The following is a 25904-nucleotide window of genomic DNA, read 5'->3' as shown; positions in this document are numbered from 1 at the left end:
TAGTAACAGTTTTACAAAAAGGAGATTGCTATGAAAGAAATCGAGTACACAATCAACGATCCTAACGGTATCCATGCACGTCCGGCTGGAGTTCTGGTTAAGACATTGAAGACATTCAATTCAAAGGTAACTATCTTTAAGGGCGACAAGAATGTTGATATGAAGAAACTTCTTGCTCTTATGGGTATGGGCATCAAGCAGGGAGACACCATCAAAGTTCAGATTGAGGGTGATGATGAAGAAGCTTGTGCTGCAGAGCTTGAGAAGTCACTTAAGGAGAATTTCTGATTCTAAGGCTTTTCATTACAATTTACTGACATTGGGCTGATGTGAAGATCAAGGGCTGATCCATTTCAGTTTCACGTCATATGTCAAACCAGATCAAAAGCTTCTCGAAAACCGGAATGGTAATTTCGGGAAGCTTTTTTACTAAGGAGAAATTATGCAGGTTGCAACAGGAAAAAGCGTTCTTAACGGAATTGCTATCGGTAAGATAAAAGTATATACACCACCTAAGGTTGTCATAAGTGAGAAGCTTGTAGACGACGTAGAGTCTGAGCTTGCACGTTTTGAAGAGGCCCGTGAGAAGGCCATTGACCAGCAGAATGCACTTTACGAGAAAGCATGTATAGATGCAGGCGAGGATAGTGCAGAGGTATTCTCTGTTCACGCAATGATGCTTGAGGATGATGATCTCATTGATGCTACAAAGGAAATCATCCAGTCACAGAAGCACAATGCAGAGTATGCTGTAAAGACTGCATTTAACAATCAGGCAAGAGTTTTTGCCGAGATGGATGATCCTTATATGAAGGAGCGTTCAGCAGATATTTATGATATCGAGCAGGCAGTTTTGAACATTCTCTTCGGAATCGATCCTGAGTCAATGCAGGGAACAGAGCCGGCTATCCTTGTAGCCAATGATCTCACACCGTCAGAGACCGTAAGACTTGATAAGTCAAAGCTTCTCGGTATCATCACAAGACAGGGTTCCCTTAACAGCCATACAGCTATCCTTGCAAGATCCATGGGTATCCCTGCACTTGTTCAGTGCGGTGAAGTTGCCTCCAAGTGGGACGGCAAGATGGCTATCATTGATGGCTACAATGCATGTGCATATATCGAGCCTACAGAAGACCTTATGACCATACTTCGTAATAAGAAGGATGCTGACACAAAGCAGAAGGCTCTTCTTCAGGAACTTAAGGGACAGACAAATACAACTATTGACGGAAAGACCATCAAGGTATATGCAAACATCGGTGGCCCATCAGATATCGGACTTGTTCAGCAGAATGACGCAGGCGGAGTAGGTCTTTTCCGTTCCGAATTCGTTTACCTCAATGCAAAGGACTATCCTACAGAGGAAGAACAGTTCAATGCCTACAGACTTGCAGTTGAGTCTCTTGCACCAAAGCAGGTTATCATTCGTACCTGTGACATAGGTGCCGACAAGCAGGTTGACTATATGAATCTCACAAAGGAAGAGAATCCTGCAATGGGTTGCCGTGCCATCAGACTTTGTCTTACAAGAAGAGATTTCTTTAAGACTCAGTTAAAGGCCCTCCTCAGAGCTTCAGCATATGGAAACCTTGGTATTATGTTCCCTATGATCATTTCTACAAGAGAGCTTCATGAGGTTAAGGAGCTTATTGCAGAGTGTACAAAGGAGCTTGAAGAGAATGGATACACGATAGGAAAGTACTCTATCGGTGTCATGATTGAGACTCCTGCGGCTGTCATGATAGCAGACGAGCTTGCTGAAGAGTGTGATTTCCTTTCTATCGGAACAAACGATCTCACACAGTATACTCTTGCTATAGACCGTCAGAATGCAGCTTTGGATCCTTTCCTTGATCCTCATCACCCTGCTGTACTGAAGGAGATCAAGATGACCATAGAGGCAGGTCACCGTCACGGCGCCTGGGTAGGAATCTGTGGAGAGCTTGGTGCAGATCTTACACTTACAGAGACATTCCTCCGTTACGGTGTAGATGAGCTTTCTGTAAATCCTGTTTCCATACTGCCACTTAGAAAAGTGATCAGAGGAATTGATCTCAGAAAGTGATAAAAGCTTATGTTACAGGATTTTAAGTCCTGAAACATAAATAATCTCAAAACAAAAAGATGACCTGTAATCCGAAAGGATAACGGTCATCTTTTTTCGATTCGTCAGACACTATAACTTTCTTTTTTATCCGAAAAGTTGCAACGCCTTGGAAAAGATAGCAGGAGTCCTTGCGGACTCCTGCTTTAATAATATTTAATGAATCTTATGCTTCAGCAACAGTAACCTTAGTCATGGTAACTGCAATCTTAGGTGCATCCTGCCAGCCTGTAGGGGTTGACGCAATTCTGTCTACCTCATCCATACCGTCGATAACCTTACCGAAAGCGGCATACTCACCATCGAGATAAGCAGCATCAGCATGCATGATAAAAAACTGTGAGCCTGCTGAGTCTGGATCCATAGCACGTGCCATAGAGATGACTCCACGAGAGTGATGAAGATCGTTCTTTACACCGTTTGAAGAAAACTCACCCTTGATGTTCCAACCCGGTCCGCCTGTTCCGTTTCCTTCAGGATCTCCACCCTGAATCATAAAGCCGGGGATGATACGATGGAAAGTAAGACCATCATAGAAACCGTCCTTAACAAGCTTGACAAAATTCTCAACTGTGATAGGAGCGATGTCAGGATAAAGCTCAATCTTGATATCCTTGCCGTCGTCCATAGTGATAGTAACTATAGGATTTGCCATAATTTTTTCCTTTCAATCTCAAAGTTCGAGACTTACCGACCTGGGTATGATTCTTATACATCCAAACAGGTACATATCTCTTTATGAATTAGCAAAGGTTTATACCTTTCACTGCATTTTACCAATTAATTATCTGTTAAACAACAAATAGTTACATCATAACTTCATATTGATAATGATCAATCAAAGAATCATGGAGGATATGTGGCTGTTTATTTCAAAAGAAATCTATGGAAACACTGAATATATCAGTGTTTTCATAGAACCTCCGGCGTCGGGGCGCGGATTTTCAAGGAAGTTGATGCTTCGCATCGAAAATCCGACCAGGGAAACTCTTTAATCAACGTTTCCCTATATAAATGCATTAAATACAAAATGCAGATAAATTAAACAAAAAATGGTTAGTTAAGACTATCTAAATATTGACAGTTAGATAACACTAACCTATAATATTCTTGCGGTTAGGAGGTACTAACCTGCTTGTTTATCTAGTATATAAGCCACAAAGGTTTATAAATCTAATATGTTCTGTACAGTAAGGATTTCGTTTTGGTTTAGGTTCATACCAGCAGTCCTTATCTGTCAGACAAAACAAAGAATGGAGAAAGTATTATGGATAAGGTTTATGTAGTTTACTGGACACAGTCAGGCAATACACAGGAGATGGCAGAGGCTGTAGGAAAAGGAATCGAAGCAGCAGGAAAGACAGCAGAAGTTGTCTCTGTATCAGATATTTCCGCTGACGTACTTAAGGATGCAGCCGGCTTTGCTCTTGGATGCCCTGCAATGGGTGCAGAGGAACTTGAGGAAAGTGAGATGGAGCCATTCGTAGCTCAGGTTGAAGCATTTGCAAACGGCAAGACAATCGGACTTTTCGGTTCATATGGATGGGGTGACGGTGAGTGGATGCGTAACTGGGTAGAGCGTATGCAGAAGGCCGGAGCTACAGTTGTTGATGGAGAAGGTGTTATCGCAAATGAAGCACCGGATGATGCTGCAAAGGCTTCATGTGAAGAGCTTGGCAAGAAGGTTGCAGCTGCATAAACAGTAATTCTGATTAGTTTCCTTACAATCATTGTCAGCCTCTCAGACATAACATCCCGGGGCTGACATTTTTGTGGAATAAGTTGACCGAGGTATCTATGGCAAACGAACTCAGCGAGAAGCTTTTACGAAACTGCTCTCAGACTCTTGCGGGAATCAAGACAGGTTCCATCTTTAATATTTCAGATATGGAGGTAAGTCTCCTTGAATCACAGATAAAGGAGATCAGCGAAAAACTAAATCCTCTCGGTGTTTACATTGAACGTATAAAAAGTAAAAAGAATAATTCGTTAGTCTATGTGTACCGTAAGTCTCAGCTTATTCAAGATATGAAGCAACCCGGCGCTATGGATATACTGAAATCTTTCGGATATCCTTCCGGAAGGACAGTGATGGAAACATTAGCCGAGGAATGTGTAGAGTTTCTTATGAAAAGACTTTCTGACTATGAGTGCTTTCCGCATGAGATCGGGCTTTTTCTCGGATTTCCTGTAGAAGACGTTAAAGAATTCATAAAACAGGACGGAAGAAACTGTATAGCCTGCGGATTCTGGAAAGTTTACTGTAATAAGGCAGAAGCTCTGAAGACATTCAAACGTTTCAGAATCTGTGCGAAGATCTACGAAGATGCAGCAGAAAAAAAGCGACCTGTTGAAGTTATGACAGTAGCTGCGTAAAGTTCCTGCTTCATATAATAACCGGTTTATATAAGCTTAACCCGTTATAAAGTCTGTCATTCGTGGCAGGCTTTTTTTCTTAAATATTGTTGTAAAAGAAGTTTTTATGGTAAAATATACAGAAAGAGGGCGTGTCCCGGGATTATTATGAAAACGAGGTACTGTTTATTATGGCAGAAGAAATCAAGAACGAAAGTGTTAAGTCAGAGGTCCAGAAGGCCGCTGAAAACGTAGCTACAGACATTGCCGTTACAGCATCGGACGTCAAGGATCTTGCTGTTGCGGCTGCAGAAAAGATTAAGAAGGAAGTTCAGGATAAGATTCCTTCCATGGACGACTTCAAGGAAGAACTTGAAGAATCCTTCAAGAAACATGCCAATGCCAAGCGCGTAGACATGAGCAAGTGGGAGAAGGTTCTTGATGACTTCGAGAATAAAAATATTCGTGAGGTCGAGATTGCTGAAGCTGTTAAGAGTGGTGTTACAGCAACCCTTGACGGTCTCAGAGCATTCCTTCCTGCTTCTAAGCTTTCTCTCGGATTCGTAAGAGAGGACGAACTCAGCGACTGGGTAGGAAAGAAGCTCAATGTTCGTATCATCACAGCAGAGCCTGAGAATAACAAGCTTGTCATCTCTGCAAAAGATGTTCTTCGTGAGGAACAGGAGAAGGCCAGAGAAGAGAAGGCAGCAAAGGTTTCAGTTGGTCTCGTGACAGAGGGTAAGGTTGATTCCATCAAGGATTACGGCGCATTCGTTGATATCGGAGATGGTGTTACAGGTCTTCTTCATGTTTCACAGATTTCCAACAAGCGCATCAAAACACCTTCAGAAGTTCTCAAGGAAGGTGATACCGTTCAGGTACAGGTTATCGGTATCAAGGACGGCAAGATTTCTCTTTCAATGAAGTCTCTGGAGGCCGAAAAGAAGGAACGTAAGGAAAAACAGGAGCGTGACGACTTCCGTGCAAACTACAAGGAGTCCGGTGCTGCTACAGCTTCTTTCGGTGATCTCATGAAAAAGAGCGGTATTAAGTTCTGATATAATGATTGTATTATCAAAGGATTACCGCGATATTATATCAGTAAACTACATATATTCGTGTGTGGTGTGCTGATGTAATCATCTATAAATATTTTGTGTATTAGAGACCGTGAATATCTTCACGGTCTTTTTTCTATGTTTTCTTATATTTTTCTTTTAGGAGTCGATTGTTATATAGCAGAAATGTGGCAATCCATCAGACTTATGGTTTGCCACATATATTTTTTAAAGGTGATGACAGGATGAAAAATATTTCAAACATAAACAACTTCGGAAAATATATTAATCCACATGACAGTGCATATTCAAAACGTACTAATTTCTTTGTGAGTCTGTTTTTTCTTTTTTTATCACTGATAGTATTTCTTCCGATACTGCTTGTAATCATTATCTCATTCTCTACAGAGGAAAGCGTAAACGAACTGGGATACAGCTTTTTTCCACGGGGACTTTCATTTGATGCATATCAATATCTATTCTATTCCGGAAATTATCTCGGAAGAGCATTTCTCAATTCCATCATTATAACTGTCATTGGAACTGTATTCGGGCTGATACTTATGTGTCCTATAGCATTTGCACTTTCCCGAAAGGAATTCAGATACAGAAAAATCATGCTGGTATTTCTGATGATACCGATGCTTTTTTCCGGTGGCCTTGTTTCTTCATATATGGTAAATACCCAGATATTTCATCTAAGAAACACATATCTGGCTCTGATACTTCCGGGACTGTGTTCCACCTGGTACATCATGATACTGAGAAATTATTTTCATATATCGATTCCCTCTGCACTTATAGAAGCAGCAGAGCTTGACGGCGCTAATCAGTTTCAGATTTTAAGAATGATAATCCTTCCCATCGCAAAACCGGTTATTACCACAGTTTCTGTGTTCCAAAGCTTTGCATACTGGAGCAGCTGGTATCCGTCACTTCTTTATCTTGACAGCAATCATACAGAGCTTTATCCCCTTCAGCATGTACTGGTAAATATGGATCGAAGCATACAGACGCTCACAATGGATGCACAATACATATTTATACTCAGGATAGGAAGTATACTTAATTCGGATTTTGGTCTGTTTTATCAGGTTCCCATGGATTCCGGTTCACTTCAATCTGTCACTCAGACTCTGGATGTCTATGTATATAAAGCTTTGATGCAGCAGGCGAATTTCAGCTTTTCTGCAGCGGCCGCATTCCTGCAGAGTATAGTAGGTTTTGTACTGCTTATGATAACCAACTATATCATAAGCAGAATAGACAGGGAGAGCAGTCTCATGTAGAAGCTGTGTTTTTATTATGTACTTTAGAAGATTTATGCTTCAACTTTTACGCATGTATTACTTCGTGATATTGTTAACATTATTCTACTTGCCGAAATCAGACACTTAACATATAATCGTCGTTGCTGTTTAGAAGAGCTGATTATAAGTTATTCTATCAGCCGTAATTTAATCAACAATCAATATTAATTCATTAAAATATATTCAGAACCGCTCTAACCTGCTTATGAAGAGGTTCAAATCAAGAGGATTATATGGAAGCGAGAAACATAGAGATAACCGTAGATGAATTTGAAACATGGCCTAAGGAAAGTTACACCCTTATCGATGTTCGCGATGAGGAGGACTTTCTGACAGGAAAGATGCCGGATGCCATGAGGGTGGATACCGGAGATATTGCCGACAAAAATCATGCAATACCAAAGGATAAGAAAGTGGTTCTTTACTGCAAGTACGGGGAACTGTCTCTTGTTGCCGCGGAAACACTTTGTGAGCAGGGGTATGAAGCATACAGTTTACAGGGCGGTTACGGTAAGTGGGTTCTTCGTCAGATACAGAGAGATCTTGACTCGGAACAGAGAAGAGAAGATATTGAAAAGTCTCTGCGAAAGAAGTTCAAGAGAAACATTTACAGTATGTTTGTAAAAGCAATCTGTGATTACAACCTTGTTGAAGAGGGTGATAAGATTGCAGTCTGCATATCAGGCGGTAAGGATTCAATGCTTATGGCGAAGCTTTTTCAGGAGCTTAAACGTCACAATAAGCTTCCTTTTGAGGTTGTCTACCTATGCATGGATCCGGGTTACAATGAGGCTAACAGAAAGATCATCGAGAGAAATGCTGAGCTTATGGGCATTCCTCTCACTATCTTTGAAACCAATATCTTTGACTCGGTTTACAATATTCCCAAGTCTCCATGCTATGTCTGTGCCCGCATGAGAAGAGGATATCTCTACAAAGAAGCTCAGAAGCTCGGCTGCAACAAGATTGCCCTGGGACATCACTTTGATGACGTCATCGAGACCATTCTGATGGGAATGCTTTACGCCGGACAGTATGAGGCCATGATGCCGAAGCTTCATTCCACCAATTTCCCGGGAATGGAACTCATCAGACCTTTGTATCTCGTGCATGAAGCGGAGATAAAGCACTGGAGAGACTACAATCACCTTAACTTCATCCAATGTGCCTGCCACTTTACAGCTACCTGCTCTACCTGTCACACAGACGGACAGACCAGTTCAAAGCGTCTTGAAACAAAGCATCTCATTGAGAAGCTTAAGGAGACAAATCCATACGTTGAACGCAATATATTCAGTGCCATGGAAAACATCAGTCTTAACAAGATCCTCGGCTTTAAGCGTCAGCATGTGAAGCACAGTTTTCTTGAGTGGTATGATAATGAAAACGACCTGAAGATAGGCATTCTCTCTGAATCAGAGATTCAGCAGGAAAATGAGAAGAGAAAAGCTCAGGAGCTTCAGAAAGAGAAGGCAAGAATCGAATCCATGCCAAAGTCCGAGCAGGCCAGAAAAAATGCGGAAGAGAACAGGAAAAATGCTAATTTCAGAAAATGATCATTCCACAAATCCTCTGATGGAACACTGTGAACTTTGTCCGAGAAAATGCGGTGCAGAAAGAAATGCAGGCAAAAAAGGTGTTTGCGGTGTCTCTTCAGACATCTATGTTGCAAGAGCCGCACTGCATTTTTGGGAAGAACCATGTATCTCCGGAACCAATGGATCCGGAGCTGTTTTCTTTTCCGGATGCACTTTGAAATGTGTGTTCTGTCAGAATTATGAGCTTAGCCATGGAGAAAACGGCAAAAAAGTAAGTACCGGCCGACTTGCCGAAATATTTCTTGAACTTGAAGCAAAGGGTGCCAACAATATCAATCTCGTTACACCCGATCACTACATTCCTGAAATAAAGGAGTCCATGATATCAGCAAGAAATCAAGGGCTTAAGATTCCATATGTCATAAACTGTTCAGGTTACGAAACTTTTGAACTTATCCATGAGCTTGACGGACTCGCTGACATTTATCTTGATGACTTCAAGTATATGGATTCAGAAAAAGCAGGAAGATATTCAGGTGCCTTTGACTATCCGGAAAGAGCAAAAGAAAGTCTTGCGGAAATGATGTGCCAGTGTCCCAGACCCATGTTTGATGAAAAAGGCATCATGCAGAAAGGTGTCATCGTACGTCATCTTCTTATGCCTGGTATGGTGAGAAATGCTAAGGCGGTTGTGGACTACGTTTATGATAACTACGGAGACAATGTTTATCTTAGTCTCATGCACCAGTTCACACCATTTGAGAGACTTCAGAAATATCCTGAGATAAACAGAAAAGTCACTCACAGAGAATATGAACGTCTCATCGATTACGCAATGGAAAAGGGAATAACCAATGCTTTCATTCAGGACGGCAGTGTTGCTAAGGATAGTTTTATCCCTGACTGGAATGGAGAAGGCGTATAAGCTTATGGCGGATAATCCCTGATGATCCCATGGCTCACATCAAATAGAATATATGATTATGCGATTTTGGTTACGAATAGTGTTTAAAGCACTTTTCGTAACCTTTTTTTATAAATCTTCAAAAACGGATTCCTAGTTTTCTTATGTCTTAAAAAGCTGTAAAAAATAAAAAACAAGCAATTCCTACTAATTTACTTGTATTTTTTCAAATAATCCTACATAATGAGTAGGATTTGTATTGCATAGTATTTTACTAGGAATTATAATCACTATCGTCAGGAGCTCTTATAAACAGTTATATAGTTTGCATTTGAAAGGTGCAGTATACGATTTAGTCGGATAGGACACTTATATAGAATCAAAATCAAAACCTGAGTTTTTATTTTGGAGGAATCAAAATGGCAGATTTACTTAATATCAAAAATCTGGCTGTAAACGTTGAAGAGAAGGAAATACTTCACGGAATCAGCCTTAATGTTAATAAAGGTGAAACTCACGTACTGATGGGACCAAACGGTGCCGGTAAGTCAACACTCGGTAATGCCCTCATGGGAAATCCGGGTTATGAGATTACAGGTGGCAGTATTATCTTTAACGGGCAGGACATCACAAAGGAACCGACAGACAAGAGAGCCAAGCTCGGAATGTTCCTTTCCTTCCAGAATCCCCTTGAAGTACCGGGAATCACTCTTGGCAATTTCATTCGTTCTGCCATTCAGCAGAGGACAGGACAACACATACGTCTTTGGGATTTCAAAAAGGAACTGAAGAAAACCATGGAGCTTCTCAATATGGATCCCTCTTATGCAGACCGTGACCTGAATGTGGGTTTCTCCGGCGGTGAAAAGAAGAAAGCCGAGATACTTCAGCTTCTGATGCTTAAGCCCTCTCTTGCAATCCTTGATGAAACAGACTCCGGACTCGATGTTGACGCTGTCCGCACAGTTTCTAAGGGTGTGGAAGAATATCAGAAGCAAATGGATGGTGCGCTCATCATTATCACACACTCAACAAGAATTCTTGAATCACTGAAGGTTGACCACACTCATGTACTTGTAAACGGAAACATCAAAGCAGAAGGTGATGCTTCGCTTGTTGACAAGATAAATGACGATGGATTTGAAGCGTTTTTAGACTGAGTTGAAACGAAATTTATTTTTTGATCTTATGACATCATCAGATAATATTGAAAAGCAGGGTGACTTATATGGCAGCAAAAGAAAGAGTCGCGGTCAAAGACATTGACCGTTCTATATATGATTTCCGCTACGAAGAACGTGACCGGGATTTCTACAAAATCCAGGAAGGACTCACCAAAGAAATCGTCGAGGAAATATCGGATAAAAAGGGTGATCCTCAGTGGATGAGAGATTTCAGACTGAAGTCACTTGAGATATACAACCAAAAAGAAGTTCCTCAGTGGGGACCATCCATTGCAGGACTTGATATGAATAACATAGTAACCTATGTAAAGCCTAAAACGAAGATGACCGCAGACTGGGAGGAAGTTCCGGATGATATCAAGAATACCTTTGAAAAGCTTGGTATCCCTCAGGCAGAGAGAAAATCTCTGGCCGGAGTAGGAGCACAGTATGACTCGGAGCTTGTTTATCACAATCTTCAGAAGGAAGTTGCAGACAAAGGAGTAGTTTATACTGATATAGAATCTGCGCTTCACGGGACTTTCCAGGATATGATCAGGGATCATTTCATGCATCTGGTTCCGCCAACAGACCATAAGTTTGCGGCTCTTCATGGAGCTGTATGGTCCGGTGGTTCCTTCGTATATGTTCCGAAGGGAGTAAGCGTTGAGATACCTCTTCAGTCCTATTTCCGTTTAAATGCTCCGGGAGCAGGACAGTTTGAACACACTCTCATCATAGTTGACGAAGGTGCCGACCTTCATTTCATCGAAGGCTGTTCTGCACCGAAATACAACATTGCCAATCTCCATGCGGGCTGTGTCGAGCTTTATGTAGGTAAAAATGCAAAGCTTCGTTATTCAACCATAGAGAACTGGTCAAAGAATATGTATAACCTGAACACAAAGAGGGCAGTTGTAGAAGAGGGCGGCACCATGGAATGGGTTTCCGGTTCCTTCGGTTCTCACGTTTCATATCTTTACCCTATGACCATACTTAAAGGTGAAGGCTCACACATGGAATTCACCGGAGTGACATTTGCAGGAAAGGGACAGAATCTTGATACCGGTGCAAAGGTTGTTCATATCGGAAAAGATACAAGTTCATACATCAATACCCGTTCCATCAGTAAGGACGGTGGAGAAAGCACATATCGCTCTTCTGTAGTTATTAAAAACAGTGCTAAAAATGCAAAGAATTCTGTATCCTGTCAGTCACTTATGCTGGATGACATTTCAAGATCTGACACAATTCCGGCCATGGATGTTCGAACACAGCAGGCGGATGTGGGACATGAAGCAAAAATCGGTCGAATTTCAGATGATGCAGTGTTTTATCTTATGTCCAGAGGCATTTCCGAAGAGGAAGCACGTGCAATGATCGTTTCTGGTTTTGCCGACTCTGTTTCAAAGGAACTGCCACTTGAATACGCAGTTGAAATGAACAATCTCATCCGTCTTGAGATGGTGGGAGCGATAGGTTAAACAGCAGGTATTCTTGAAAGAACACTGCAGATCATAGTGGAAATGTATTTATGAAAAGCAAAATTCCGATTAATAGTTTTGGAGATAAAGGGAAACGGTGATAAAACGTTTCTTTTGCAGGGATTTCGATGCGAAGCACAAATTACATTTAAAAATCCGTGCCATAACAGGAGCTTCTGAGAAAGCACTGATTACATCGGAGTTTCTTCGGATATAAACATTTCATGTAATATACCTGCAAGTTTCCTTCAAGAAGAAAGGAATATATGGAACACAACAATTTATTGATAAATGCCATGCCCGCACCTACCTACAACTGGCTCAAGATGAATGATGCTTATGTGCAGGTTCCGGGTAATGTTTCAGAAGGGAATCCTTTTGTCACAAGAAGAAAAGATGTGGCCATTGATGTTACTGATTACGATTCCATAAAGGAAATCCCCGGCGGTATGGGGGCCGCATTCGACAGCTTTATACATAAAAGCAACGTTTCAGTATTGACGGTAGCATCAAAAGAAGGACAGAAAGTAACAGATCCGGTTCGAATAGACTTTGATTATAAAAATGATACTGCTACGGTAAACGCTATTTATATTGAAGCACAGGACAATAGTGAACTCACTGTAATCATGGACTTTTCCGGCGAAAAGAAAGGTCAGGGTTTCGCCGCAGTACAGACCAAAGTGAGAGTAGGAAAGAATGCAAGAGTTCTTCTTGTTCAGGCACAGCGATTGGGCTCCGGCTTTACATTTTTAAATGATATAGCTTCCCGGGTTTCTGATCAGGGTAGATTCGAAGAGATAGAACTTATCCTAAGCGGAAATAATACCTGTCAGGGCTCACGAACAGATCTTTTAGGTAAAGAAAGCACTCTTAAGACAGATCTTGCATATCTTTTGAAGAACAATGAGCATCTGGATATGAATCACATCGCAAATCATATTGGCAAGAAAACAGTTTCAGATATAGATGTAGATGGTGTTCTTCGTGATCATTCATCAAAACTTTTCAGAGGAACCATTGATCTTCGAAAGGGTGCGAAAGGTGCAGTAGGTAATGAACTTGAAGATGTACTTCTTATGGATGATGAAGTCATAAATCAGACCATTCCTGTTATCCTCTGTAATGAAGACGACGTTGAAGGAAATCATGGTGCCACTATTGGACGGCTCGATGATGAATTGCTTTTCTATATGGAATCAAGAGGAATGAACCGAGAAGAAGTTTATGAGATGATGGCAAATGCAAGAATCTCTGCTGTGATAGCAAAGATTCCGGATGAAGAAACCAGAAAAAAGCTGTCAGAATCATTGTGACATAAGGAACCTAAGCCGGGAGTAAACTTCATAGCGCGCCTGTCATGACTTGTGCGATGTTATCAACTACACTCCACGCGAAACGAATCGATGTCCAATTTTACATCATCATATTTCAGGAGAAAAATTATGTTTGAAATTAAAAAAAATAAACTTCAGGCCGAGGATGCACGTATCCTGAAAGATTTTCCGATACTTGACGGAAGCTTCGTTTATCTCGATAACGGTGCTACAACCCAGAAGCCAAAGTGTGTTATCGACGCCGTAGACAACTACTACAAAACCATGAACGCCAATCCGATGCGCGGACTCTACAAGCTTAGTATAGCCGCAACGGATGCTTATGAAGAGGCACGCGAAACAGTACGTTCTTTCATAAATGCAGGTTCTGAAAAAGAGATCATTTTCACAAGAAATGCTACCGAAAGTCTTAACCTTATCGCTTATTCTTACGGCAGAACTTTCATTAATGAAGGTGATGAAGTGGTCATTACCATCATGGAGCATCATAGCAATATGATTCCATGGCAGCAGGTATGTAAGGAAAAAGGGGCAAAACTCACATATATATTGCCGGATCAGGATGGAAAAATCACTGAAGAGAAGTTCCGTTCCTACATGAACCCTAATGTCAAGCTGGTTTCAATGACTCACATTTCAAATGTACTTGGAGTCAGGAATGATGTGAAAAAATTCGCAAAGATTGCTCACGAAACAGGAGCAGTATTTGTTTGTGACGGTGCCCAATCAATCCCTCATACCAAGGTTGATGTACAGGATCTTGATGTGGATTTCCTCGCATTTTCCGGACACAAGATCTATGCGCCCATGGGCATCGGTGTTTTATACGGGAAGAAGGCATTACTCGAAAAGATGCCGCCATTTCTTTTTGGTGGAGAAATGATTGAATATGTCACAACAGAGGGTGCCACATGGAATGAACTCCCACACAAATTTGAAGCCGGAACTGTGAATGACGGAGGAGCTATAGGTCTCAGCGCCGCCCTTAAATATGTAAACTCCATCGGATTTGAACGCATCGAAGAGCGTGAAGTGCATCTCACCAGGCTTCTCGTGGAAGAAATGAAGAAGCTCCCGTATGTTCACATTCTGGGATCATCTGATCCGGATGATCATCACGGCATAGTAACCTTTACTATTGACGGCGTTCATCCTCATGATATAGCTGCAATCTTTGACTCGCACAATGTCAATATCCGGGCAGGTCACCACTGCGCACAGCCGCTGATGAAATTCTGTCAGATTCCCAGCACTGTACGGGCCAGCATAGGACTTTACAATACGGAAGCCGATATTGAAAAGTTTATGGAAGCACTGAAACAGATCCGGGGAGAAATGGGGTATCACGACTGAAAAATCAAATTTCAAATATAAAGTATAAGAATTTTGGAGAAACACTATGGCCAATACCTTTTATAATGAAATACTTACAGACCACAATATCCATCCCACTCATAAGTATAAAATGGAAGATGCTACCTACTCGCTGGAGGGAGTGAATCCAAGCTGCGGTGATGATGTGGTTCTTTATATCAAAGTTGATGATTCCGATAACATCTCAGAAGCATCATTCTATGGTGACGGCTGTGCCATTTCCCAGGCCAGCGCAGATATGATGTGTGACCTGATCATAGGAAAGAACAGAGAAGAGGCACTGAGACTTTCTGACATTTTCCTTCGTATGATAAAAGATACCATCACACCGGAAGAGAAGGAAGAACTTGAAGAAGCCGGAATTCTGGAAGACATTCATCACATGCCCGCCCGTGTGAAGTGTGCGGTTCTCGGATGGCATACCATGAGTCAGATATTTGAGGATGCAGACAACGGAAAAATAGATAAATACGACGGAAAGTTTGAACAGTAATCCGTTTAATAGTGAAACAGTTCAGATGGTAAATGTTGAGTTTAACAGTACATCCATCTGAACTGTTTCTTTTTGTATTACAATTCATGCATTTTCGCAACAATCCACTTGTATTTGTCTGACTTATCATCTAAAATAAGCATTAGTAAATCGGTTAACCAAATACTAAAAGGAGATATATAAATCATGAGAATTGCATTAATCAATGAGAACTCTCAGGCGGCTAAAAATGCTGTCATCTACAACTCTCTCAAAAAAGTTGCAGATGAAAAGGGCTACATTGTAGACAACTATGGCATGTATAGCGCAGATGACAAGGCTCAGCTCACATACGTTCAGAATGGTATTCTTGCTGCAGTTCTTCTCAACAGCGGCGCTGCTGATTTCGTAGTAACAGGCTGCGGAACAGGAGAGGGTGCCATGCTTGCTCTCAATTCATTTCCGGGAGTTATCTGCGGTCATGTTGAAGATCCACTGGATGCTTTTACATTTGCACAGATCAACGATGGTAATGCTGTAGCACTTCCATTCGCACTTAAGTTTGGATGGGGTGGAGATCTCAACCTCGTTTACATTTTTGAGAAGCTCTTTTCGCAGCCATTCGGTGGAGGATATCCACCAGAGAGACGTGAGCCTGAACAGAGAAATAAAAAGATTCTTGATGAGGTTCGTAAGCATACACTGAGACAGGATCTTGTAGAAGTACTTAAGGAACTTGATCCCGAGCTCGTAAAGGGTGCTTTCCTTGGTGAAAAGTTTAAAGAGCTTTTCTTTGCCAACTGCAAGGATGAAAAGATCGGTGCATACATCAAGTCTCTTGTAGACTGATGAAAGTATCAGTAGTCAGTTTCGATATTGCTATAAATACGTGACAGACTCAACAAGATGTATCATATATGTTGAGTGATGATACATCACAGGCGGTTAATCAATTTCAGATTAGCGCGCTATTAATTATTCAAAACAAACCAACTTTAATATTATTATATCTATCAAACAACCAATCAACTATTAACGGCGCTCTCTTGAGCGTCGTTTCTTATTGCAGGTTTTTATTTGAAATGTAAAATACATTAACTGAATACAAGAAAAAATGCCATTGTGACGATTGATTCAAACCGGTTAAAAATGATTTAAATTATATATGCCATAAATATTTCTATAAAATATATGTATCTTTATCCAACAAACACTTTTCAAACTTCAATATTTTGTAAGTCTGACATCATTGCATAGGTTTTAGCAGGCTTGTATAATTAGATTGATTTATTATAGGTATTTATGCGCAATAGTATTCTGTGCCGTAAATCCTATTTACTTATATAAAGTAAGCTAAACTCAGGCAGGAATAATGACAAAATACACAAGATATAATATTGATAAAACACTTGATGCCCTGGATGATACAAAAGGTAAGATCGGACACCGCATCACACATTTTTTCCAGATGTCACTTATCATTGGTGCAGTGTTCGGAGGAATACTGACCGGCGCTCTGGGTTACGGTATGTTTATGGGCATACTTGACTCTGCTCCTGACATCAAGTCCATACATGTTGGACCGACAGCATATGCCTCGACAGTACTTGACACTGAGGGCAATGTTACAGCAAAACTTGTACAGGCAGGTTCAAACAGAGAACGTGTTACTTACGATCAGCTGCCTCAGGATCTGATCAATGCATTTGTATCTATTGAGGATGAACGTTTTTGGGTGCACAACGGTATCGATATCAAGTCAATACTACGTGCAGTACGAGGAGTCGTATCGGATAACAGTTCAGCAGGTGGTGGTTCCACCATTACCCAGCAGCTCATCAAGAATAATGTTTTCGGCGGTGGACTCAATGAAGGATCTTTCGAAAAGTACGTTCGTAAGTTCCAGGAACAATATCTGGCACTTGAACTTGAAAGTCAGACAGATATCTCAAAGGAGGAACTCAAGCAGCAGATCATCACAGAGTACCTGAACACTATAAACCTTGGTGCCAATACTCTCGGAGTGAAGGTCGCAGCAAGAAGATACTTTAATAAAGAAGTAAATACACTGACTTTATCCGAGTGTGCTGTTATTGCAGCCATTACCAAGAATCCTTCTGCACTGAACCCGATCACTCATCCTGAGAGAAATTCAGAACGACGTGCGCAGGTTCTTGCAAATATGCTTGAACAGGGATACATCACCAAATCTCAGTATGATGCAGCAAAGGCTGACGATGTGTATTCACGAATCAAGGATGTAGACACTCAGAAATCAGCGGAAGTGGATGAACCATACTCATACTTTGTAGATGAACTTACGGAACAGGTTGTAGAGGAACTTCAGGAACGTTTGGGCTACAGTAAGGAAGAAGCTACTGACATGCTTTATTCCGGCGGTCTGACCATTTATTCAACTCAGGATCCTTCATTACAGACCATAGTTGATGAAGAGGTTAACAATCCTGAAAATTATGATACCGAGAAATATTCCATCACATGGAGATATACAGTTCGTCATGCTGACGGTACTGTGGTGAACTACTCCGAAAAGGATCTGATCCGTTATATAAAAGAAGTAAGAGGTGTATCTTTCAATGGTCTCTTTAAGTCAGAGGATACAGCACATTCTTATATAGAGGAATATAAGTCAGAACTTCTCACAGATACAGATGTTGAGCTTGGTGAAAAGTATTATGCCACACTTGAACCTCAGGTTTCATTTGTGCTTATGGATCAACATACCGGACAGGTAAAGGCTATAAGTGGTGGACGTGGTAAAAAGCTGTTCTCACTGTCACTTAATCGTGCTACCAATACTCCGAGACAGCCGGGTTCAACCTTTAAGGTTATATCCAGTTTTGCACCTGCAATTGATCTTTACGGTGCCACTCTTGCTACAAGCTTTTACGACGGTCCGTATACCATAGGTGAGAAAACATTTAAGAACTGGTACAGCAAGGGTTATCTGGGATATCAGACCATACGTGACGGTATCATCTACTCACTAAACATCATAGCAGTCAGATGTCTGATGGAGCAGCTGGATCCTCACAAGGGTCGACTCTATGCAGAGAATCTCGGTATCACAAGCCTAGTTGATGATGATGAAAATCCTGCTCTTGCTCTTGGTGGTCTGACCAATGGTGTAACCAATCTAGAACTTACCCAGGCATTTGCCACTATCGCAAATGAAGGACGGTTCAACAAAGCCAAGTTCTTTACTAAAATCGTAGATCAGGATGGTAATGTCATCATCGATACAACACTTGATGAAGCAAGGCAGGCTATGAAACCCACTACGGCATTCCTTTTGACTGATGCTATGAGTCAATCTATGCTCCCAAACAGAGCATTTTCCGGTTCCATCAATGTAAACTCAACATCTACAAGAGCACACTTTGACGGAATGAGTCTTGCCGGAAAGTCGGGTACAACAACGAAGGATGTAGACATCTGGTTTGTTGGATTTTCACCATATTACACAGCAGGTGTATGGGGTGGTTGTGATGAAAACCAGCCGCTTATAGACAGTGCAAGCGGAGAGTATAATGGAGGATCCGGATTCCACAAGGATATATGGCGAAAGATCATGGAACGAGTTCATGAAGGACTTCCTGATATAGGATTCGAAGAACCTGCAGGAATAGTTACCGCAGAAGTCTGCCGTAAGTCCGGAATGCTTCCGTCAAGCGGATGTTATCGCGACTATCGTGGAAGTGCAGTCATTACTGAGTACTTTACAGCCGGAACAGTTCCTGTAGATACCTGTGATCATCACTATAGATGGGGCGGAATAAAAGTCCCTGATGATGAAAGCTACGGAACAGATGACGGCGGATATAGTTACAGTGATCATCAGGCTGAGACCAATATATTGCCGCCTGTTATAAATCTCCCTGAAACTCAGGCCACAACAGAAGTACAGCAGCCTGAAACAGTGGAATTCGGTCCAAGCGGAGGTCCAACTGGCGGAGCTGAAATACCTGCTGTTATAACAGGATAGAAATATATCTTTACGATGTGATTTATACTTATTATTTTCCCCATCTCTATATGAGATGGGGAATTTGATATGATAAGTTACATTATCTATAAAGCATTATAAAATCACATTATCCAAGAGGTATCAATGAAATACATCAAAGATTATGCCACTGGCGAATACGAAGAAAAAAAATCTCGTTTTATCGGTGAAATATTTCCTATTAAAAGTGAGGAAGAAGCACAGGAACATATTGCAGCCATCAGAAAGAAGTATTATGACGCACGTCACCATTGCTTCGCCTATGTTTTGGGTGATAATTATGAAATGGTCAAGCAGTCAGATGATGGTGAACCTTCACAGACTGCCGGTATGCCAATACTTAATGTTATGAAAGGGCAGGAGATACGGGATGCCCTTATCGTGGTTACCAGGTATTTCGGAGGAACTCTTCTCGGTACCGGTGGACTGGTCAGAAGTTATACCAATGCTGCTAAGGCCGCCATTGATGCTGCGACTGTTCTTACTGCAGTTGAAGGTTACAAGGCCACAGCAGAAATACCATATACATTAGTAGGAAAAATAAAATACTATACTGAAACAGAAGGAATCATTGAAGCCAATGCCGAATACGGAAACAATGTCAATATGACATGGCACGTTCCATCTGACAAACTTTCGTCATTTCAAAATCAAATACAAGAATTATCCGGCGGAAGCATTACTCTTGCAATTGAGAAATACCGGTGGTATAATGCGTAAGATTTTTTTTGAGTTGTTGCCCTTGACGGTTATATAAAGCTTTATAGCTTATAGATTATAAAGTCAGTTAGTGGGTGGCAGATTATTTGACACTCACATTATTTTGATAGAGGTAAAAGAATGAGAGAGAAGAGAGAAAACATTCGTAACGTCGCCATCATTGCCCATGTCGATCACGGTAAAACAACATTGGTAGATGAACTTTTGAAGCAGTCCGGTGTATTCCGTGACAATCAGGATATCGGTATCCGTGTCATGGATTCCAATCCTCTTGAGCGTGAAAGAGGAATCACCATACTTTCAAAGAACACAGCTGTAACATATAAGGATACGAAGATCAATATCATCGATACTCCGGGTCACGCAGACTTCGGTGGCGAGGTTGAGCGTATCTTAAAGATGGTTGACGGTGCAATCCTACTTGTTGATGCATTTGAGGGACCTATGCCTCAGACACGTTTCGTTCTTCAGAAGGCTCTCGACTTAAGACTTCCTGTACTTGTTGTCATCAACAAGATCGACAAGCCACAGGCTCGTCCTACAGAGGTTGAAGATGAGGTTCTTGAACTTATGATGGATCTCAATGCTTCAGACGAGCAGCTTGACTGCCCGTTCCTTTACGCTTCATCAAAGGAAGGTTTTGCAAAGGCAAAGCTTGACGACGAAGAGAAGGATATGGAGCCTCTTTTCCAGGCTATCATTGATTACATCCCTGCACCTGTTGGTGATGCAGAGGCTGATACACAGATGCTTGTTTCAACTATCGACTACAACGAGTTTGTTGGTCGTATCGGTATCGGTAAGATTGAGAACGGTTCTCTTAAGCTTAATCAGGAGGCATTTGTTGTTAACCACCATGATTCAGGCAAGAGAAGCAAGGTAAGAATTACAAAGCTTTACACATTTGACGGTCTCAGAAGAGTAGATGTTACCGAGGCTAAATGTGGTGAGATTGTTGCTATTTCAGGTATTGAGGATCTTCATGTTGGTGATACTGTAATAACCGGGGATGCAGAGGCTATTCCTTTCCAGAAGATCACTGAGCCTACTATCTCAATGGATTTCATCGTAAATGATTCTCCTCTTGCAGGTCAGGAAGGTAAGTTTGTCACATCAAGACATATCCGTGACCGTCTCATGAGAGAGCTTCAGACAGACGTTTCACTTCGTGTAGAGGAAACAGATTCTGCAGATACACTTAAAGTTTCAGGTCGTGGAGAGCTTCACCTTTCAGTTCTTATCGAGACTATGCGTCGTGAAGGTTTCGAGTTTGCTGTATCAAAGGCTGAGGTTATCTACAAGACAAACGAGCAGGGCAAGAAGATGGAGCCTATGGAGATTGCTTACATAGATGTTCCTGATGAGTGCACAGGTACTATCATCCAGAAGCTCACACAGAGAAAGGGTGTTCTCAATGGTATGAGCCCGCTTGCAACAGGTTATACACGTCTTGAGTTCGATATTCCTTCAAGAGGTCTAATCGGTTACAGAGGCGAGTTCATGACAGATACAAAGGGTAACGGTATTCTTAATACTGAGTTCGACGGCTACGGCGAATTCAGAGGTGAGCTTTCATATCGTCACCAGGGTTCACTTATCGCTTTTGAGAATGGTGAGGCTGTAACTTACGGTCTTTTCCAGGCTCAGGCAAGAGGAACTCTTTTCATCGGACCTGGCGAGAAGGTATATTCAGGAATGGTTATCGGTCAGTCACCTAAGTCTGAGGATATCGAGCTTAATGTCTGCAAGACCAAGCACCTTACAAACACACGTACATCTTCATCTGATGAAGCTCTTAAGCTTACTCCGAAGAAGATCATGTCTCTTGAGCAGTGTATTGACTTCATCGATACTGATGAGCTTCTCGAGGTTACACCTGAGAACCTTCGTATCCGTAAGAAGATTCTTGATCCTACACTCAGAAAAAGAGCAGGAATTGCCAGAAAGAATAATGGCTGATTTCATTGTTTGAAAAAATGTAATGTAATCAGGCATTAACAGATGGTTTCAGTATAACCGGTAATCAGATGATTGCAGTCTGATAATGAATCTGATAGCATTTCTTACAGTATTTCTGCAATAAATAAAAAATATGGCAGGCGGCAGATTTTCTGTCGCCTGTTTTTATTTCATGTTGTATAATAGGCTGAGTTTAGTTTAAAACCATAAAAACTGGAGGTTATTATGGCCATATTTAAAGGGGCAGGAGTAGCTCTTATTACTCCATTTCATGAGGATGGTTCAGTAAATTACGATAAACTGACAGAGATCATAGAAGAGCAGATCGCAGGCGGCACAGATGCTATTATTGCCTGTGGAACAACAGGTGAAGCTTCGACCATGTCTGAAAAGGAGCACATGGATGTTGTACGTTTCATCATAGATAAGGTAGCACATCGTATTCCTGTTATAGCCGGTACCGGCAGTAATTGTACACAGACTGCCATTGATCTTTCAAAACAGGCAGAAGAGGCAGGCGCTGACGGAGTCCTTCTTGTTACTCCTTACTACAATAAAGCTACACAGAACGGTCTTATCCAGCATTTTACAGCTATAGCCGAGGCCATAAGCATTCCTTGTATACTTTACAATATTCCATCAAGAACCGGTGTTACCATTCAGCCGGAGACTATGGCATATCTTTATAAGAATGTTGAGAACATCGTAGGCGTAAAGGATGCTACCGGAAACATCGAGATGAGCACAAAGCTTATGACTCTTGTTGATGATAACTTCGCTCTTTACTCAGGCGATGACGATGAGGTTGTTCCTCTTCTTGCACTTGGCGGTTCAGGAGTTATCTCAGTTCTATCCAATGTAGCACCTAAGCAGACTCATGATATTTGTCAGAAGTGGTTTGATGGTGATGTCAAGGGTTCACTTGATGCCCAGCTCGAGGCTTTTCCTCTTATCAAGGCACTTTTTGCAGAGGTTAACCCTATTCCTGTAAAGGCAGCCATGAATCTTCAGGGAAAGAATGTAGGTTCTATGAGACTTCCTCTTACAGAGGCAACTGATACTACCAAGGCACTTCTTAAGGAAGAGATGGAGAAGTACGGTATTCTTTGATTGATTATTTAAATCAGATGTAACAGTTCAGCAGTGGCACATGTAGTCTGGAGCCTGTGGATTACATTTTCCCCTGCTGAATTGTTTTAATTAGATGCATTTATTGTGATGTAAATTCAATCATTTTTAAATAGGAGAGAAAATGACTAGAGTATTGGTTTTCGGCGCCATGGGCGTTATGTGCAGAAATGTTGCAAATTGTGCTAAGGTTATGGAGGACATCGAAGTAGTCGCCGGAGTTGATCGTGAGGATCATTTTGATGATCCGGCAGTGGGTTTTCCTGTATACAGCAGCTTTGATAAGGTGACAGAGGATTTTGATGTCATCATAGATTTTTCAGTAGCTCCTGCTATAGACGGACTCCTTGACTATGTAGAGAAGACTGGCAAGGCATGTGTTCAGTGTACTACCGGACTTTCAGAAGCCCAGCTTGCAAGAGTAGAAGAGATTTCAAAGAAGTCACCTATATTGAGAAGTGCCAACATGTCCATAGGTGTAAACCTTATTCTTTCACTTGTTAAGGAAGCAGCAAAAAAACTCTATGCGAAAGGCTTCGACATTGACATCGTTGAGCAGCACCACAGAAGAAAGCAGGATGCTCCGTCAGGAACTGCCGTTGCCATAGCTGACGCTGTCAATGAGGCTCTCGACAATAAGATGAATTATGTTTACGATCGCTCCGATCGTCGTCAGGCACGCCCTCACGATGAAATCGGTATCAGTGCTGTCCGTGGTGGCACTATTGCAGGTGTTCACGATATCATTTTTGCAGGCGAAGATGAGGTTATCACATTCAACCATACAGCTTACTCCAGAAATATTTTTGCAAACGGTGCTCTTAATGCCGCAAAGTTCCTCAATGGTAAGGCAGCCGGACTTTATTCAATGCAGGATGTACTGGCGTAAATGAGTGAATTAATACATTCGCAGATATTCAATTCTGTGATGGCTTAACATATGGATATATTGTGCAGAACCGGCAGGCATCGCTATCAAAAAACGGGACGCTTCGTAGGAAAAATATAAAAACAGCCCTATATGAACCACTATGGCCCTCACCAATGTCAGATTTTTCCTGATATAAACTCTGACTTGGTGATGGATAACAAGGAAAACATATCAAAGTGGTTCTAATGGGGCTATTTTAATTTTAAAAATAATATGACGTCAATGTCAAAAGAATTTGCCACTCACTGACTAGCGCCAACGCACACATTAGTGTGCAATATGCTGCTGAACCTTCGAACCCGGGTCCTTTTGCTGTGCAAAACGACTACATTATTCGTGTTCGGGCGGGTCATAAAGTCTCAAATCAACGCGCAAGCATGTGATATGGTACTTTTGACCTTTACATCATAATATAATAAGCATTCGACAGCGGAGAAAAAATGTTATATAGTTCTAAATGTTGCGAGTAAATAAACAACTCGAATCATCACTCATTTATGTTTTAGTAAAAGGAGATCAAGATGGCAGAACATAATCGTTATACCAGCCCACTGACAGGTCGTTACGCTTCTGAGGAGATGCAGTACATTTTCTCTCAGGACAACAAGTTCCGTACATGGAGAAAGCTTTGGATAGCTCTCGCTGAGACAGAGCATGAGCTGGGTCTTAACATTACCAGAGAACAGATTGATGAACTGAAAGCACATCAGGATGATATAAACTACGAGGTTGCCGAAGCACGTGAGAAAGAGGTTCGTCATGATGTAATGAGCCACGTTTATGCATACGGCGTTCAGTGTCCTAATGCCAAGGGCATAATTCATTTGGGAGCTACATCCTGTTATGTAGGAGATAACACAGATATCATCATCATGCGTCAGGGTCTTGAACTTGTACGTAAGAAGCTCATCAACTGTATCAATGAACTCAGCAAGTTCGCCATGAAGCATAAAGATCTCCCGACTCTTGCATATACACATTTCCAGCCGGCACAGCCAACTACAGTCGGCAAACGTTCTACTCTCTGGATCAATGATCTCGTTATGGATCTTCAGGATCTGGATTATGTTCTTGATTCTCTCAAATTACTCGGTTCCAAGGGAACTACCGGAACTCAGGCATCTTTCCTTGAGCTCTTTGACGGCGATCACAATAAGTGCCGTGAGCTTGATCAGAAGATAGCTGAGAAGATGGGCTTCAAGTCCTGCTATCCGGTTTCAGGTCAGACTTACAGTCGCAAGGTCGATTTCCGCGTATTAAGCATTCTTGCAGGTATCGCACAGTCAGCACACAAGTTCACAAATGATATTCGTATGCTTCAGCACATGAAGGAGATTGAAGAGCCTTTCGAGAAGCATCAGATCGGTTCCAGTGCTATGGCTTACAAGCGTAATCCTATGCGTTCCGAGCGTATCGCTTCTCTTGCGGATTATGTAATGTCAGACGTTATGAATCCTATGCTTGTATCCAGCACACAATGGTTCGAGCGTACCCTTGATGATTCTGCAAACAAGCGTCTTTCAGTACCTGAAGGCTTCCTCGCCATTGACGGTATCCTTGATCTTTACCTTAACGTTGTTGACGGTCTTGTTGTATATCCTAAGGTAATTCGCAAGCACCTTATGGCAGAGCTTCCTTTCATGGCAACCGAAAATATCATGATGGATGCTGTCAAGGCCGGCGGAGACCGTCAGGAGCTTCATGAGAAGATCAGACAGCTTAGCATGGAAGCCGGTAAGACAGTAAAGGAAGAAGGTAAGGACAACAATCTCCTCGAGCTTATCGCCGCTGATCCAAGCTTCCACCTTACACTTGAAGATCTCGAAGCAAGCATGCAGCCTGAGCGTTATGTTGGCCGTTCTCCAAAGCAGACAGAAGACTACATAAACGAAGTTGTTAAGCCGATCCTTGAGGAAAACAAAGAGATTCTCGGACTTACAGCAGATATCAAGGTATAAATATAAAACAAGTAACCGTACAGTCGTGGATGAGATTTGGCGTTAGCCCTCTTGCCCACGGCTGTATTTTTATGCAGAA

Annotated in this window: 21 protein-coding genes; 20 read left to right on the top strand and 1 reads right to left on the bottom strand. The window is 41.7% G+C overall.

Features of this window, described 5'->3' with window-relative positions; genetic code table 11:
- The first annotated feature begins 30 nt into the window (after positions 1 to 30).
- Together BM294_RS07725 and ptsP are read left to right on the top strand one after the other, a co-directional pair.
- Positions 31 to 288 (top strand): HPr family phosphocarrier protein, encoded by a 258-nt coding sequence (locus BM294_RS07725; RefSeq protein WP_091206503.1) that lies wholly within the window; start codon positions 31 to 33, stop codon positions 286 to 288.
- A gap of 154 nt (positions 289 to 442) precedes the next feature.
- Positions 443 to 2068 carry a phosphoenolpyruvate--protein phosphotransferase gene (gene ptsP, locus BM294_RS07720; RefSeq protein WP_091206501.1) on the top strand — a complete coding sequence of 542 codons (1626 nt, stop codon included), beginning with the start codon at positions 443 to 445 and terminating at the stop codon, positions 2066 to 2068.
- Between the two features lie 205 nt (positions 2069 to 2273).
- Here the strand turns inward: ptsP and BM294_RS07715 are convergent, their stop codons facing one another.
- Complete coding sequence (locus tag BM294_RS07715; RefSeq protein WP_091206498.1) at positions 2274 to 2762, bottom strand: peptidylprolyl isomerase; 489 nt, start codon at positions 2760 to 2762, stop codon at positions 2274 to 2276.
- A 612-nt stretch (positions 2763 to 3374) separates the two neighbouring features.
- Here BM294_RS07715 and BM294_RS07710 point away from each other — a divergent pair.
- From BM294_RS07710 to purB, 18 genes are all read left to right on the top strand, one after another.
- Positions 3375 to 3806 carry a flavodoxin gene (locus tag BM294_RS07710; protein ID WP_091206496.1) on the top strand — a complete coding sequence of 144 codons (432 nt, stop codon included), beginning with the start codon at positions 3375 to 3377 and terminating at the stop codon, positions 3804 to 3806.
- Between the two features lie 98 nt (positions 3807 to 3904).
- Positions 3905 to 4483: a DUF3793 family protein gene (locus BM294_RS07705; RefSeq protein WP_091206493.1), complete on the top strand. Its 579-nt coding sequence runs from the start codon at positions 3905 to 3907 to the stop codon at positions 4481 to 4483.
- A 170-nt stretch (positions 4484 to 4653) separates the two neighbouring features.
- Complete coding sequence (locus BM294_RS07700) at positions 4654 to 5520, top strand: S1 RNA-binding domain-containing protein (RefSeq protein ID WP_242944480.1); 867 nt, start codon at positions 4654 to 4656, stop codon at positions 5518 to 5520.
- A gap of 245 nt (positions 5521 to 5765) precedes the next feature.
- A complete protein-coding gene (locus BM294_RS07695; protein WP_091206491.1) occupies positions 5766 to 6809 on the top strand; it encodes a carbohydrate ABC transporter permease in 1044 nt (347 codons plus the stop codon).
- Positions 6810 to 7063: 254 nt separating this feature from the next.
- Positions 7064 to 8386, top strand: coding sequence for a PP-loop family protein (locus BM294_RS07690; RefSeq protein ID WP_091206489.1), 1323 nt, complete (start codon positions 7064 to 7066; stop codon positions 8384 to 8386).
- Complete coding sequence (locus tag BM294_RS07685) at positions 8367 to 9293, top strand: radical SAM protein (RefSeq protein WP_242944479.1); 927 nt, start codon at positions 8367 to 8369, stop codon at positions 9291 to 9293. Before BM294_RS07690 ends, BM294_RS07685 begins: the two co-directional genes overlap by 20 nt.
- Positions 9294 to 9691: 398 nt before the next feature.
- The gene (gene sufC / locus BM294_RS07680) at positions 9692 to 10432 is read left to right on the top strand and encodes a Fe-S cluster assembly ATPase SufC (RefSeq protein ID WP_091206487.1); all 741 of its coding nucleotides are present in this window, start codon (positions 9692 to 9694) and stop codon (positions 10430 to 10432) included.
- 68 nt (positions 10433 to 10500) lie between these two features.
- Positions 10501 to 11919, top strand: coding sequence for a Fe-S cluster assembly protein SufB (gene sufB / locus BM294_RS07675; RefSeq protein ID WP_091206484.1), 1419 nt, complete (start codon positions 10501 to 10503; stop codon positions 11917 to 11919).
- A 266-nt stretch (positions 11920 to 12185) separates the two neighbouring features.
- Positions 12186 to 13235: a SufB/SufD family protein gene (locus BM294_RS07670; protein WP_091206481.1), complete on the top strand. Its 1050-nt coding sequence runs from the start codon at positions 12186 to 12188 to the stop codon at positions 13233 to 13235.
- Positions 13236 to 13364: 129 nt separating this feature from the next.
- Positions 13365 to 14609: an aminotransferase class V-fold PLP-dependent enzyme gene (locus BM294_RS07665; protein ID WP_091206479.1), complete on the top strand. Its 1245-nt coding sequence runs from the start codon at positions 13365 to 13367 to the stop codon at positions 14607 to 14609.
- 46 nt (positions 14610 to 14655) lie between these two features.
- Positions 14656 to 15123 carry a Fe-S cluster assembly sulfur transfer protein SufU gene (sufU, locus tag BM294_RS07660; protein ID WP_091206476.1) on the top strand — a complete coding sequence of 156 codons (468 nt, stop codon included), beginning with the start codon at positions 14656 to 14658 and terminating at the stop codon, positions 15121 to 15123.
- A gap of 186 nt (positions 15124 to 15309) precedes the next feature.
- The gene (locus BM294_RS07655) at positions 15310 to 15951 is read left to right on the top strand and encodes an RpiB/LacA/LacB family sugar-phosphate isomerase (protein ID WP_091206474.1); all 642 of its coding nucleotides are present in this window, start codon (positions 15310 to 15312) and stop codon (positions 15949 to 15951) included.
- A gap of 523 nt (positions 15952 to 16474) precedes the next feature.
- Positions 16475 to 19108 carry a transglycosylase domain-containing protein gene (locus tag BM294_RS07650; RefSeq protein WP_175494591.1) on the top strand — a complete coding sequence of 878 codons (2634 nt, stop codon included), beginning with the start codon at positions 16475 to 16477 and terminating at the stop codon, positions 19106 to 19108.
- Positions 19109 to 19234: 126 nt separating this feature from the next.
- Positions 19235 to 19849 (top strand): IMPACT family protein, encoded by a 615-nt coding sequence (locus BM294_RS07645; RefSeq protein WP_091206471.1) that lies wholly within the window; start codon positions 19235 to 19237, stop codon positions 19847 to 19849.
- A gap of 120 nt (positions 19850 to 19969) precedes the next feature.
- Complete coding sequence (gene typA / locus BM294_RS07640; RefSeq protein ID WP_091206469.1) at positions 19970 to 21808, top strand: translational GTPase TypA; 1839 nt, start codon at positions 19970 to 19972, stop codon at positions 21806 to 21808.
- Positions 21809 to 22033: 225 nt separating this feature from the next.
- Positions 22034 to 22918 carry a 4-hydroxy-tetrahydrodipicolinate synthase gene (gene dapA, locus BM294_RS07635; RefSeq protein ID WP_091206466.1) on the top strand — a complete coding sequence of 295 codons (885 nt, stop codon included), beginning with the start codon at positions 22034 to 22036 and terminating at the stop codon, positions 22916 to 22918.
- 142 nt (positions 22919 to 23060) lie between these two features.
- Complete coding sequence (gene dapB / locus BM294_RS07630; protein WP_091206464.1) at positions 23061 to 23825, top strand: 4-hydroxy-tetrahydrodipicolinate reductase; 765 nt, start codon at positions 23061 to 23063, stop codon at positions 23823 to 23825.
- Positions 23826 to 24388: 563 nt separating this feature from the next.
- The gene (purB, locus tag BM294_RS07625) at positions 24389 to 25825 is read left to right on the top strand and encodes an adenylosuccinate lyase (RefSeq protein ID WP_091206461.1); all 1437 of its coding nucleotides are present in this window, start codon (positions 24389 to 24391) and stop codon (positions 25823 to 25825) included.
- Positions 25826 to 25904: the final 79 nt, after the last annotated feature.

Origin of the sequence: Oribacterium sp. WCC10, from assembly GCF_900113415.1 — a bacterium.
GTDB lineage: Bacteria > Bacillota > Clostridia > Lachnospirales > Lachnospiraceae > Oribacterium.
Note: the sequence above shows the minus strand (reverse complement) of the source record. Positions and strands in the feature narration are given on the sequence as shown.